At 43.5% G+C, this 15107-nt stretch carries 9 protein-coding genes; 7 read left to right on the forward strand and 2 right to left on the reverse strand.

Annotated features, from left to right (window positions below; all coding sequences use genetic code 11):
• Positions 1-85: 85 nt before the first annotated feature.
• The 7 genes from mltG (at position 86) to L6472_RS08955 (ending at position 8605) form a co-directional block, all read left to right on the forward strand.
• Positions 86-1117: an endolytic transglycosylase MltG gene (gene mltG / locus L6472_RS08925; protein WP_237804285.1), complete on the forward strand. Its 1032-nt coding sequence runs from the start codon at positions 86-88 to the stop codon at positions 1115-1117.
• 265 nt (positions 1118-1382) lie between these two features.
• Complete coding sequence (locus L6472_RS08930) at positions 1383-3125, forward strand: glutamine--tRNA ligase/YqeY domain fusion protein (RefSeq protein WP_237804287.1); 1743 nt, start codon at positions 1383-1385, stop codon at positions 3123-3125.
• Between the two features lie 4 nt (positions 3126-3129).
• On the forward strand, positions 3130-4560 hold the full coding sequence (locus L6472_RS08935; protein WP_237804289.1) for a lipopolysaccharide assembly protein LapB: 1431 nt from the start codon (positions 3130-3132) through the stop codon (positions 4558-4560).
• Positions 4557-5201: a DedA family protein gene (locus tag L6472_RS08940; RefSeq protein WP_237804291.1), complete on the forward strand. Its 645-nt coding sequence runs from the start codon at positions 4557-4559 to the stop codon at positions 5199-5201. The genes L6472_RS08935 and L6472_RS08940 overlap by 4 nt, the downstream gene beginning before the upstream one ends.
• A gap of 63 nt (positions 5202-5264) precedes the next feature.
• On the forward strand, positions 5265-6332 hold the full coding sequence (locus L6472_RS08945) for a mannose-1-phosphate guanylyltransferase (protein WP_237804293.1): 1068 nt from the start codon (positions 5265-5267) through the stop codon (positions 6330-6332).
• Between the two features lie 9 nt (positions 6333-6341).
• Complete coding sequence (gmd, locus tag L6472_RS08950; RefSeq protein WP_237804295.1) at positions 6342-7433, forward strand: GDP-mannose 4,6-dehydratase; 1092 nt, start codon at positions 6342-6344, stop codon at positions 7431-7433.
• A complete protein-coding gene (locus tag L6472_RS08955; RefSeq protein ID WP_237804297.1) occupies positions 7433-8605 on the forward strand; it encodes a GDP-L-fucose synthase in 1173 nt (390 codons plus the stop codon). The genes gmd and L6472_RS08955 overlap by 1 nt, the downstream gene beginning before the upstream one ends.
• A 52-nt stretch (positions 8606-8657) precedes the next feature.
• On the opposite strand, the gene L6472_RS08960 is transcribed toward L6472_RS08955, so the two are convergent.
• Complete coding sequence (locus L6472_RS08960) at positions 8658-11366, reverse strand: LamG-like jellyroll fold domain-containing protein (RefSeq protein ID WP_237804299.1); 2709 nt, start codon at positions 11364-11366, stop codon at positions 8658-8660.
• An 8-nt stretch (positions 11367-11374) separates the two neighbouring features.
• Positions 11375-15067 (reverse strand): hypothetical protein, encoded by a 3693-nt coding sequence (locus L6472_RS08965; RefSeq protein WP_237804301.1) that lies wholly within the window; start codon positions 15065-15067, stop codon positions 11375-11377.
• Between the last annotated feature and the right edge of the window lie 40 nt (positions 15068-15107).

A 15107-nucleotide genomic window follows, 5' to 3' on the forward strand; every position in this document is an offset into this window, starting at 1 on the left:
AATTAGAAAATTTCCCCCAAAAAATTCATAATTACAGAAAAAGCAGTACCTTTGCATTGCAAAACTTTAAAAGGGACACACACGCATGCAAGACAATAAGAAAAAAGCCAAATATTACCTTTGGCCAGTCGTCATTTCAGTACTTTTCATAGGAAGTATTATCTTTTACTATTTCTTTTACACTTTTTCGAAAAGCAACGAAGATGTCATCGTCTATATCGATGCCGATGACACGCCAGACTCCGTATATACTAAGCTTGGAGATATCGCCAACGACTGTCAGCTAACAGGCTTCCGCACGCTGGCCCGACACTACGGATACGAAAAAAGCATACACACAGGACGATACGTCATCACTCCAAACATGAATACCTTTACGGTTTTCCGTCGCATGAAAAACGGACAACAGCAACCCATGATGCTAACCATACCAGAAGCAAGAACCGCTGAACTCCTGGCAGGAAAACTATCACAAAAACTCATGTTGGACAGCACTGAACTCGCACAAGCATTCGCGTCTGAAGAAATCTGTCAAAAATACGGCTACGACACTGCCACGATCACAGCATTGTTCATACCAAACACCTACGAGGTTTATTGGGACATGTCACTGGACAAACTGATGAAGCGCATGCAAAAAGAGCATGATGCATTTTGGAATGACGAACGCCTCAAGAAAGCTCAAAAGCTTGGTTTAAATCCCAACGAGGTTACAACCTTGGCAAGCATTATTGACGAGGAGACAGCAAACACGGCAGAAAAACCAATGATTGCTGGCATGTACTTGAATCGCTTGAAAGCAGGCATGCCTCTACAAGCCGACCCCACCGTAAAGTTTGCGTTAAAGAACTTTAACCTAAAACGCATTTATCACAACCATCTCAGTGTTGAGAGTGCCTATAACACTTACACACACATCGGGCTACCTCCGGGCCCTATCAAAGTGGCAAGCATCAAGGGAATTGATGCAGTGCTTAACCGCAAATGGCATGATTATCTGTACATGTGCGCAAATAGCAACTTTTCCGGCACACATGTTTTTGCCCGCAACTATCAGGAGCATCTGCACAACGCTGCGCTCTACGCAAAAGCTCTCAACGAGAGGGGCATCAAATAAAAACATATAAAAAGCGATATGCCCATCGTTTCGCAACGAAGGGCATATCTCAACTAGGTATTAGTCTTTTTAAGGTAAAAAGATTGTATTCAGGATAACGAGTGCAAAAATAATTGATTTAAGTCAACCGTGCAAACTTTTTGATATGTTTTCCAACATATAGCGTTTTTTTATCGTGTTTTCTTTAAATAAATAAGGTGAAGAAATCTATAATTCTGAATTATTTTGTACCTTTGCATTCTAAATCAAAAAACAATTCACAGAAATGGAAGAAAAGACACTGAACGAGAACGAAGAGAAGAAAAGTCTTAGCTTCGTGGAACAAATGGTTAAAGACGATCTGTCAGCCGGAAAGAATGGTGGACGACTGCAAACCCGCTTTCCACCAGAGCCTAATGGCTACCTACACATCGGCCACGCTAAAGCTATAGCCATCGACTTCGGACTTGCCAAAAAATATGGTGGCACATGCAACCTACGCTTTGACGACACAAACCCGGTTAAGGAAGACACCGAATACATTGAAAGCATTGAGCACGACATCAAATGGATGGGCTTCCAGTGGGCTAATGTTTATTACGCATCAGACTATTTCCAACAGCTATGGGACTTTGCCGTATGGCTTATCAAACAGGGAAGGGCGTATGTTGACGAACAGAGTTCTGAAGCAATAGCACAACAGAAAGGCACCACGACAAGCCCTGGTACTAACTCACCATTCCGCGATCGTCCTGTAGAAGAGAACCTTCGTCTGTTTGACTTCATGAACAGTGGAAAATGTGAACCAGGAAGCATGGTGCTTCGTGCAAAAATTGATATGGCTCATCCCAACATGCTGTTCCGTGATCCTTTGATTTACCGTGTGTTGAACATCCCACACGTAAAGACTGGCAATAAATGGAATGCATATCCCATGTATGACTTCACCCACGGTCAGTGTGACTATTTGGAGGGAGTGACACATTCATGGTGTACGCTGGAGTTTGTAGAGCATCGCCCCCTGTACGATCTGTTTGTGACATGGATGAAAGAATGGAAAGGCGAGACCGACAATATTGAAGACAACCGCCCACGACAGACCGAGTTCAACAAGTTGAACCTGAGCTATACGCTTATGTCTAAGCGCAACTTGCTGGCTTTGGTCAACGAGCATTTGGTCAACGGCTGGGACGATCCACGCATGCCGACTATCTGCGGCTTACGCCGTCGTGGCTACTCGCCCGAAAGTCTTAGAAAGTTCATTGACAAGATTGGATATACCAAATTAGACGGATTGAATGACATTGCCTTATTAGAGAGTGTTGTCCGTGACGACTTGAACAGCAGAGCTCAGCGTGTAAGTGCTGTACTTGATCCCGTAAAGGTTGTTATCACCAACTATCCAGAAGGAAAGACCGAACAACTGACTGCAATCAACAACCCCGAGAACGAGGCCGATGGCACCCATACGGTTGAGTTCAGCCGCGAGCTGTGGATTGAACGCGACGACTTTATGGAAGTTGCAGAAAAGAAATTCATGCGTCTGGCTCCAGGCAAAGAGGTTCGTCTGAAGAATGCTTACATCATTAAGTGCGATGAGGAACACCCCTGCGACAAAGATGCCGAAGGACGAGTAACCACCATCTACTGCACCTATGATGCAGAAACACGTAGTGGTTTGCCTGGTGCCGATCGTAAGATTAAAGGAAAGACACTTCACTGGGTTAGTTGCCATAACGCCATGAAAGCAGAAGTTCGCCTGTATGATCGTCTGTGGAAGGTTGAGAACCCACGTGATGAAATGGCTGCAATTCGCGATGCACAGCAATGCGATGCAGTAACAGCCATGAAGCAGATTATCAACCCCAATTCACTGAGCGTAAACAAAGAATGCTACATTGAACCATTTGCTGCAAACATGCAACCATTAAGCTACTTGCAGTTCCAACGTATAGGATACTTCAATGTAGATCCAGACTCAACGCCAACCCACCCAGTATTTAATAAGACCGTAGGTCTAAGATCTTAAAAAGATGCCAACAAGCAATCATCAACAACATGAAGAGGATAGAAAAAAGTTCGTTCGATTACTAAAAAAATACGAGGCGGCCATTTCATCTGGAGAACCTGTTCTGTTGGATGGCAATGAACTTTCTGAGATTGCCGACTATTACCATATAAGCGGACAGGAGGAGAAGGCTGAGGATGCAATACAATTAGCACTCAGCATTTCTCCTGGTGCTATTGGTCCATTAACCTACAAGATTCATGAATACCTGGAGGTAAATGACATTGAAACTGCCAAGGAATACTATTCCCGAATAACAGAAACAGACGCACCAGAATATATCTATGACTGGACGGAAATTCTATTGGCACAAAAAAAAGACCAAGAAGCAGAATGGTTTCTCAGAAAAGAGCTGGAAAAAGTCCCAGAAGAAGAACTTCAGGACTTTATCATTGACGTAGCACACATCTACGAAGATTGGGGCTTCTACGACCTTGCCATGAAATGGATTTTTGGTGCTCAAGAAGAAGATTCGCAAGACTACAAGGAAATTAAGGCACACACTTTATTAGGACTTGGAAAATTCGATGACAGCGAAAAGTTATTTAACGAATTACTGGACGTTGCCCCCTATTCTACGCAATACTGGAAATCATTGTCGAATGCCCAGCTAATGAAAGGAGACGTCTCCAAGTCTATTGAGAGCAGTGAATATGCATTGGCCATTGATCCCCAAGACACAGAAGCCATGATAGCCAAGGCTAATGGACTGAGCAATCTCGGGAATTACGAAGAGGCTCTGAAATACTACAGACGAGCACTTGATGCCGTTCCCAACGACAGTGCCGCTCTATTGTTCACAGGTATATGCCTGTATAACTTGAATAAGCTACAAGAAGCCACAGAAATGCTGTTGCGAGCTAAGCAACAGGCCCTGAAGTCTGACCAAGCTTTATTACCTGACATTAACCATGAGCTGGCACTGACCTACTGTTCAAATAAAGAGACGGACAAAGCATTGGAATGCATTGATGAATTGGAAAAGCAAGATGAAGACAAGGCGCAAATCCAACTGATAAAAGGACATATACTTTTAAATGCACAAAGAGTAGAGGAAGCTGAGAAAGCCTTCAAACAGGCTGTTGGGCTTGCGACCGACCTTCCTGACATACTACTGCATATTGCCATATCATACTTGGAGAACCAAATGGTTAAGACTTCGCACAAATATCTCGAAAAATATTTTGCAGTAGCTCCTGCCGACACAAAAGACGGTTATGCCTATATGGCAATGTGTTGCTATGATCTTAAAGACACAAAGGGCTTTCTTAAAAACCTTGAAAAGGCATGTAGGCTCAATCCGCAGGAATGCCAGAGTGTGTTCTCAAATCTCATCCCTGAAGAAATTGCCCCAGAAGATTATTATAACTATTTGACAGAAAGAATTGACCTATGAGTTGGATTGCAAGCTTATTAAACAATCTGAATTACAGCACCATATTATTCTTGATGCTATTAGAGAGTACCGTTATTCCCGTACCCTCCGAGCTTGTTGTTGCACCTGCTGCTTATCGAGCAGCCACTGGCGATTTGGACGTGTTATTAGTGATTCTATCTGCGACCATTGGCGCTGATATCGGTGCTTCTATCAATTACTTTGTCGCACTATACGTCGGACGACCAGTTATTTATAAATTTGCCAATAGTAAATGGGGAAAGATGTGTTTGCTCAATCAAAAGAAAGTGGAAAAGAGTGAATCATACTTCGACAATCATGGCATCATAGCTACACTGACAGGTAGGCTTGTGCCAGGCATACGTCATCTCATATCTATTCCAGCGGGATTAGCACGTATGAACTATTGGAAGTTTCTGCTCTACACCTCTATTGGAGCTGGGGCGTGGCACAGCATTCTTGCTGCCATGGGCTGGTATCTGCACACTGTCGTAGGGGACGTCAGCGATGAAGAACTAAAAGGCATCATTGGTCAGTACAATCATTACATCGTTGGATTTATACTTGGTATTGTAGCATTAACAATCTGTTATTTGTTGACAAAAAGCTATCTAAAGAGAAAGAAGAAAAAATCACTGTAATTTGCTTGCGAATATCGTATTAAATACATATCTTTGCAAAATAATTACAAAATCAATAACATTATGCCTCAAGTAAACAATCACCTCGTTATTATGGCAGGCGGTATTGGGAGTCGCTTTTGGCCAATGAGCACGGCTGAACGTCCGAAACAGTTTATCGATGTTCTCGGCGTTGGCAAAACACTCTTGCAACTGACCGTAGAACGATTTGGCAAGTTGGTCAATCCTCAAAACATTTGGGTTGTTACTAACCAAAAATATGTGGATATAGTTCGTGAGCAGTTGCCTGACATACCGCAAGGGAACATTCTATGCGAACCTTGCCGGAGGAATACGGCACCATGCATAGCATATGTATCATGGCGCATCAAGGCACAAGACCCGAAAGCTAATATTGTCGTGACTCCTAGTGATCATATCGTCATGAACGTTCAAGAGTTCCAGCGTGTTATCAAAGAATGTATGGAGTTTACAGACGAAAGCGATGCAATCGTTACACTGGGTATGAAGCCCAACCGTCCTGAAACGGGCTATGGCTATATACAGGCGGACTTGTCAACGAGTTCGCTGCGTAATAAAGGTATTTTTCGCGTGGACTCATTCCGCGAGAAGCCCGATTTGGAAACTGCTCAGCAATATATTAAGAAAAACTATTATTATTGGAACGCAGGAATATTCATCTGGAACGTATCAACAATCGTAAACGCATTCCGCGTTTATCAACCCAAGATGAACAAGATATTCGAAACACTTCTGCCAATATATGGTACGCCACAGGAACAAGAAGTAATCAACGAGAAATTCCCTGCATGCGAGAATATCTCCGTGGACTATGCCATCATGGAAAAAGCAGAGGAGATTTTCGTATGTCCAGCAGACTTCGGTTGGAGCGATCTTGGCACATGGGGTTCGTTGCAGTCACAAGTACATCGCGATCTTTATGGAAATGCCTGCATAGGAAATGATATCAATCTATTTGAGACACACAACTGCATGATACACACCACACAAGAGAAGAAAGTAGTAGTACAAGGATTGGACGGCTACATTGTAGCAGAAAACGACAACACCTTACTTATCTGCAAGCTCTCTGAAGAACAACGCATCAAGCAGTTTAGTGGAGAAAACTAAATAATTATTATGAAGAATATAGCTCTAATCACAGGAGTCACCGGTCAGGATGGTTCATATCTGGCAGAATTTCTATTAGATAAAGGTTATGAAGTACATGGTACTATTCGCCGTTCGTCGGTTGACTTTCGTGAACGTATAGCGCATCTGGAAGGAAAAGAACACTTTCATTTACACTATGCCGATCTGGGCGACTCGATGAGTATCCTTGGCGTCATCGGCAAGGTACGCCCTACGGAAATTTACAACCTCGCAGCTCAGAGTCATGTTCAAGTATCATTTGACTCGCCCGAATTTACAGCAGACGTTGATGCTGTTGGCGTACTTCGCATTCTGGAGGCAGTACGGCAATTAGGGATGACAGACACTTGTCGTATTTACCAAGCATCGACCTCCGAACTATATGGAAAAGTGGAAGAAGTGCCACAGAATGAGAACACCCCCTTCCACCCCTACTCTCCCTATGCCGTAGCAAAACAGTATGGTTTCTGGATTGTAAAGGAGTACCGCGAGGCATACAACATGTATTGTTGTTCGGGCATCCTTTTCAACCATGAGAGTGAACGTCGTGGTGAAACATTTGTCACGCGCAAGATTACACTTGCCGCAGCCCGCATCAAGCAAGGAAAGCAGGATAAACTCTATTTGGGCAACCTAAGCAGTCTTCGCGACTGGGGTTACGCCAAGGACTACGTGGAATGCATGTGGCTGATTCTGCAACAAAAGCAGCCAGATGATTTCGTGATTGCAACTGGTGTGCAGCACTCTGTCCGTGAATTCTGTTATACCGCATTCAAACATGTGGGTATTGAATTAGAATTTGTAGGCGAAGGGGCAAACGAGAAAGGCATCGACAAAGCAACCGGAAAGGTTCTCATAGAAGTCAGTCCAGACTTTTATAGACCTACAGATGTTGTCAATCTGTGGGGCGACCCGACTAAGGCAAAAGCCCAATTGGGCTGGAACCCCAACAAGACCTCATTTGAGGAACTGGTAAAGATCATGGTAGATAGTGACATGGCAAAAGTTGCAGCAGAGGGTGCTGCTGCTAAAGTACGTACGAACCTAGCAGAATATTTAGAGAAAGGAATTGTAAAATAATGGCATTAGAAAAGAATTCTAAAATCTATGTTGCGGGGCATCATGGACTTGTTGGCTCCGCCATTTGGAACAACCTTCTTCAAAGAGGCTATACCAATCTCGTTGGACGCAGTCACAAAGAGCTCGATTTGACCAACCAAGTTGCCGTAAAACAATTCTTTGATGAAGAGAGGCCCGAAGCTGTCGTCTTAGCAGCAGCTTTTGTTGGCGGCATCATGGCAAACTCGCTGTACCGTGCTGATTTCATCATGATGAATATGAAGATACAGTGCAACGTTATCAGCGAAGCCTATGCACATGGGGTCAAAAAGTTGCTATTCCTGGGCTCAACTTGTATTTACCCTAAAAATGCGCCTCAGCCCATGAAAGAAGACTGCTTGCTGACAAGCCCTCTTGAATATACTAATGAGGAGTATGCCATAGCAAAGATTGCAGGCTTGAAGATGTGCGAGTCATACAATCTGCAATATGGTACTAACTACATAGCAGTAATGCCAACCAACCTTTACGGTCCTAATGACAACTTCCACTTAGAGAATAGTCATGTGATGCCAGCTATGATGCGTAAAATATATCTGGCTAAGCTCATTCATGAGGGTGAATGGGAAAAGATTTCCATTGATTTGAACAAGCGTCCTGTAGAAGGGGTTGATGGAGGAGCATCAAGAGAAGAAATACTTCGCGTTCTGGCAAAGTACGGCATTGAAGACAACAAAGTCACTCTTTGGGGAACAGGTAGCCCTTTAAGAGAATTCCTTTGGAGTGAGGATATGGCAGATGCCAGTGTACACATACTGTTGAACGTCGATTTCAAAGATATTATTGGCATAGAGAAATACTCAAGCGTGCACTACGGGGCTTCAACAGATGGTGCTGTTGATCGCAATCACTCTGCGGGTCGTGGTGGAGCCATTCCTGCCCTCGGAGAAATTCGCAATTGTCATATTAACGTAGGTACAGGTAAAGAATTAACAATCCGCGAATTGTCTGAACTGATTGTTAAGAGTGTTGGCTTTAAAGGCACCGTAGAGTTTGACGCGACAAAGCCCGATGGAACTATGCGCAAGCTTATCGATGTAGAAAAGCTTCATTCTTTAGGCTGGACACACAAAGTTGAAATAGAAGATGGCGTTGGTAAATTATTTCATTGGTATCAAGACAGTCTTCGATAACTACAGAAAAAGGTTGGCAGTTTGCCAACCTTTTTCTGTAGTGCCTTCTCCGTTATTTCTTCATAACCTTCTTCTTATCTATGATATTGATTCCTCGCCTCATCTGCGGACGTCTGGTACCATCAATACCGTAAATGTTTAAAGGTTGCTTTACATCCTTGACATCATTAATACTGTTACTTTTATCGTTCATCATGCTCTTTACTTCTTCAACATCAACAGCATAATTGTAAATACGCATGTCACGGATAAACATAGGCATATATGGATCTGTATAGAACTGACTGCGTCCGACGTAGTTCAGAACAGCATGAATGTCACTTGGCTTAATGGTGATACTGTTACTTGAGCCAACCTCAACGCCATCTATATAGATACATGTCTTACCTTTACCTATGGTCACAGTGAGATACTTCCATTTCAAAATCGACAGATTCTGGTTGGCGTCAAGTGTCTGTTCTTCTTCCCCATTTTTAATGGCAAAGCGCATACCACCTTTGCCATTGTTAGTAGTCAGAAACATATAATGATTGTTATCCCATCCAAAATCAAATACACGCTGCCAGTTACTATTACTACGCATATTAATCCACATGGCGATGGTCATCTCCTCACTATTTGCAATATTATAAGGCAACTGCAAGTATGCATTATTGCTCAGCGAGAGATACTTTTCGTATGTTGAATTATCCACCATGAAGGCTGGTGTACCACCATGAACAGCATCCATCATATTGGAAGTCTCATCATAAAGATTCGTTTCAAAGTGCCAACGGGCAATCATTGCCTTCTCACCAGATGCAGCCGCCTCAATCTCATCCGAAGCATCAGAAAGGTTCTCAGACAGATCAATGGCCTTTACCTTATATATATAAGTAACAGAAGGCAAACATGTATTATCTACAAAATAAGCATCTTTGATCTTACGCGCAATGGTGTTCCATTCGTTACTACCCTTTTCCGTGCGAAGAACCATATAGCCTCCAAGGTCACGCTCACTGTTAGCATCCCACGACAATCGAACAGAAGCAGAGTTTGCATCGGCTACAAGGCCAGATGGTTTTTCTGGCGCTTTACGGTCAAAAGTTGCTGTAACTGGAATAAATCGCCACAACTGTCTTTTGCTGTTATCTCCACTCATTAATACATTGGTCTGCACATTCACATTATTAAGGGCTGAAGAGGGTTGAGCCGTGAGATAGAGTGAAGTTTCGCGATTACGGATATAATATGTACCATTACCTGCATATTGCAGATACCATTGTTCATTAGAATGTGCTACTTTATTTACACTATATGCAATAACATTAGCGCCGTCAAACGTTGAGAAGTCCTGAACATTCAAATGGGTCATCACATTATTAGAAACCGTAATATCATAAAAACTAAAATCGCCAGAGGTTGTTGGAGAAACAGCAGGAGTCACATTCCACTTCTGCAATGCAAGTTTCTCGTATTTCTGAACTACGATATTACTTCCCATCGCAGCCAAAGCAAGTCCTGTGCCTTCGTTTACTATTTGATACTGACCATCTATAGCAGCGGGTTGAACATCTTCACCCCATGTGATATCTATCACGCGCTCGGCATTGACTTGTCCCTGCTGATAGCCTGTACCGCCAGGTATTTCCATTCGGAAAGTACGAAGCGGACCTTGACCATCGAAATAAAGATCACGCTGCGGCGAAACGAACTGATAGGAAGTAGTAGCCGCCTGACGCTCTGAAGAACCGATAAAGGCCTTCACACGCCCATCATCATGTCTATAGACAGAAGCAGCCGTCCAGTTGTTCTGATGTTCTGCATAAGCCAGACGTTGTCCATGACGAGAGATGTCGCAGAACTCACCACGAGCACGACTATCGAAACCCCACCAAATGCCATAGGTCATACCATGTTCCAGACCAACCATCGCCTCAACCACATTATGCATTTCGTCATTGTAACCCACTTTACCGTCATTCATCAAGCGGTCGTAGAACTTAATATAGTTATTCATAGACCCCGCTAACTGGTGGGTGTTACCCCAGTCATAAACATTAGAACCGGCATTATACCAATTGATGGCATTGTCATTATTCAACGTGTTGCCACCACATATTTTAATGCCTTGCAGACTCTCGTAGCTTTTCAACTTTTGTGCCACATTGGCCTCGTCTGACTGATTGCCCTGAATCTCTCCGGTAAGGTTCTTTTCCCAAGCATTGTCAGGTTCGTTGAAAGGTGATATTCCTATGACGGGATGGGTTGAATTTTCCTTCATCCAAGCCACATGAGCCTCTATACATTTAGCCCAATGATCAATGTTTACTATCTTGTTTTTGCTCGTATAGTAGGTATTAACAAATGGCTCTGTACTATCCTTTGGCCGATAGCCATTGTCACAGTTCATCACCAAAGGCAGGTCTTTGCGTACTATATCAAACAGGATAGAACGTTCTCGCAAGCCATCAATCTGATCATTGGCCAATGACTCATCATTGATCAGCGGTGAGAAGACACGGAAAGAAGTACGACCGATTCCAACATTTTCAGCTCCCATATGTCGGAGTCCTTTACGCAGATTTTGTTCGTTGATCCATGCCAAATCAAGTCCCCATATTGGAGAGAAGCGTTTTCCTTCTGCCTTGACATCTATGGGCATGCTAATATCCGATTTCTTGAATGTCTTCAAGTTAATACTTGACGACGAACGCTCCTGCGCCATCGCCAAAGAAGACGTCAGAAGACAGGCTGTAAGTAAGTAGGTCTTGGTTTTCATTAGTCTATTTATTTTTTGATGATCTTAAATACACTTCCTTTCTCAACCTTCAGATAAATACCGCGAGTGATATTTGACGAGTTCACCTTACGTCCGTCGATGGTATATAATCCATCTTCCATCTGAGGAGAAGAAAGTGTCACATTGCTGATTGCAAGTGCATATTCTGCTTCCGTCAATCCTTCAATAGGCATGGTCTCTCCATCCCACGTATCTTTCTTGGGGATATAACTTGCCAAGTAATCGTCAAAAGGAAGAAGAACTGCTGTATAACTACTCATTCGGGGACGGTTATTCGCATCAACTTTCTTCCAGATGCCATTATCCAAATAATAATGCTGCTTAGGAACGCGTGCAGTAGTCCTAAAGTATCCCCACAGGTTTCCTTGCCCGAGTTGTGGTTCTTTTATCTTGGGCCCATACTCATACAAAGTCACATCAGCCGTTTCTGATTTGAAAATAAAAGGAAGACCTGCTGGTACTTCTGTAACCTCATACAGGCATAGATTTTTCAAATCGGACGTTACACCTCCAATCATATAAAACTTCACGTCACCATATGCTTTCACAGCATAAGGCAGACAAGTGACAGCCCACTGGTTTGGTTCTACTGTTGTGCGGTAGAGAGGATGGAACTTTAAGACGAAATCGGTGGCACACCACCAGCCCTCACGGTTATCCCCCACAGCCTTTGTATCTCCCAAAGCACGCCATGCTCCGTTGACGGCACCCTCTTTTGTTCCGACAAACCCAACGGTCAATGCAGAATCATCTGGAACATACAACGGTGCTGTCAACAAAGATTGCCAGCGGTCTTCATCACTGACGGTTGGCAGGTCAAAATAATCAGCAGTCAGGGCTGGTGTCGATACGGTCACTTTACCATCTGTTAGATAGCCATGCTGGTCACTCAGGCAGAAATGCTCTGTAGAGGCCTTACATTCCAAGGAATACAAACCGTGGTCAAGTTGTTCCACTGTCTGTTTGATAGCCATACTTTTAGCGGAGCCTTCTGACGCATCTATCCCAGACCACCATGCATTCCAGAATGTGATATCGTTCTTTTTATTGAGACGCTGGTCGCCAGCTGTGTACGTACCGCATTTCGTAGTCCATCCCGAAGACGTAGAAAAGTCTGAAGAAACAATTGCGTCAGCTATAGTAGTCTGTGGATAATAGTCGTCAACGGCCTCCACAAGTTGAGGGTAAGTATTCGCAATGGATTCGATAGATGTTGCACTATCAAACTGCAAAAGCAACTGCTTCAGGTCTTCACTACCAGGCAATTCCAATTCGGCATAACTGCGCCACAACTGCTTCTTCCTTGCATACTCATCCAAATATGAATACGCCTTAAAGGTCTGGTCCAACAACGTCTGAAGAGCAGCAAGTGCTTCAGCATCATTCCCCGTAACAGCTGTCGCCTTCTGTGCTAATTCGCCATTCAGGAACGGGTATTTTGTGTTATAAGTCTGGAAAAGCTGAATGGACTGGCGAACACAGGATATGCCATCTACTACTGCCTCTTCATAAGAATCAAACAAATTGCCCAGGTAAAGATTGCCAAACTGTGATTTTGCCCCCAACTGTCGGCATGAGAATATAGCTTTAGAATATGTACCAGAATTAAATGTTTTAGACTGCATAAGCCAAGTACCTGTCGTGTTATAGAGGTTACTAAGGTTTTTATCTCTGCTAATGCCATCATTAGAGCCATACACATAGTTCAACAGATTAACATTATTGCATACAGCTCCAGTAAAAAAATAGTCCGTATTTGGTTTAATATCCACAACCTGTCGAATAGACATTTCGCTTACATCATCACCATCGCCATAACACTGCAAATAAGGATATCCGTTAAAACCACCTTTTTCAATGACTTGAAAATAAGGAGCTGCGAGAGGTTCGCCTGCGCCGTTAGTCCATCCAGTAAGTCCCATCATGAAGTTGCCGTTTTTGAAAACGTTACCGCCCAGATACTTGGTGGCACCATTAATCTCAATAGCATCACCAGCCTGGACCTCTTTTGCAGCAGCTGTGATCTGATTGGTTCTGCGCTCGTCGCCATTTCCATCAACCACAAGCACACGATACTGATAGCCAATGCCTGAGTTTTTATCCTCATAAGTATAGTCGGCAGCACTTTCCTCCATGGGAATTTCTGCAAACGTCTCCCACTTGGCCGATGAATTCACACGACGCTCTACATAGATGCCGCCATTCATCTCACCATTATAATCGTGCCACTTCAGTGTAGCAACCTTTGTCTTGTTATCAAACTCAAGGGTGAAACCAGACGGAGTACGCTGCTTAACAACTTTTGGAGCATAGTCGTACTTACCGTTATAGCCTACGCCAGAGTTGATGGTGGCATAATACTGACCCGCAGCAGTCAAGGAGAAATTGTCTCTCATGATTTTGGATGGGTCACGCTCACTGTTCCAATAATAGTAACGTTCAATGTAATCCCAATTGTTCAGGTTGCCACAAATACGCTTGATAGCCTCTGCATTCTGAGCCTCCGTCACTCCACTGGCAAAGGCGCCATTATTATTCCACGATGCGCCCCAAACCCATTCTGAAATCCAGATTGGTCGATGATAGCGATCAACCCATTGTGTCTTAAAGCTCCATTCATTGAAACTAGACTCTGGCCAGTAGCAATGCAAGTCAATAATGTCGCAGCGCCAGCCACGGGCATCTATACTATCCATGAACTCGCGCAAATGATTTAGACTGCCATCATGAGACGATGGAGAACATAGGCGCATACCAGTACGCATCAGGTTTTCCCAGTTATTCAAAATTTGCTGAACCGTCTGAGGAGTATCGTCGGCACTATTACCAGGCTCGTTATTGGTTTTCATATGCGGTGAATACGATACCGATCCGCACGCTGCCGCAGAAGGCCAGTCTTCATAGATGTGGTGAGGCACACACTCGCAGTCAATGCCTCGATTCTCACCAAGACCAAACGAGTAGCAACTGGTGACATTCAACGCTTCAACAGAATTAGCACGTGTATCATTGGCCAGCCCTTGTTTACCCGTGTCATACCATTTAAAAATACGATATGAAGAAATACTGCGATCCAAGACTGCAGGCATATTAGCTATTTCTAAGTCTTTATCGGCAGCAATGAAACAACGACTATAACCCCGTCCGCCTTTTCCGTTGGCAAAGGTCACCATATATCCACGTTTCAACTTGAAAGAACGGATTCTGTTGTTCAGCTTTGCCTCGGTCAGAGTGTTCATGAAACCGCCAGCACTCTCCAAGCCAAAATCGCTGCATGACTCACCCAAGAAATCTGGTTCGGAATATACTGTCAGTGGTTTAAAGTTGCTAGCATAAGGTAAAATGATACAACCTCGATTATAGATCTTCACCTGACAGTTAGAATTATAAACAGCACGCTGTCCATTTATCTGCACATGATTACTCAGCAGTGTAAGAGCTGCAGAAGGCTTCACTGCATCTAATATGAGAACGGCATGCTCTGTATTGACTATATTCACTACACCATTATTTCCAAATGGGGTTGCCGATGACACGATATAATCAACATCATCCGTTAAAGATATCGAAGTTGTCACTTGCGAAACGCTAGTTTTTTTGTTTGCCGACCATACGGTCAAACTGGTAGTAAGGACGAAGGCAAATGCCAACAACACCCCACGAAACAGAACTTTCTTCATTGTATAAGAGAATTGATAGTTTTAGTTTTATTATTTCTAG

The organism is Prevotella sp. E13-17, assembly GCF_022024035.1.
Classification (GTDB): domain Bacteria; phylum Bacteroidota; class Bacteroidia; order Bacteroidales; family Bacteroidaceae; genus Prevotella.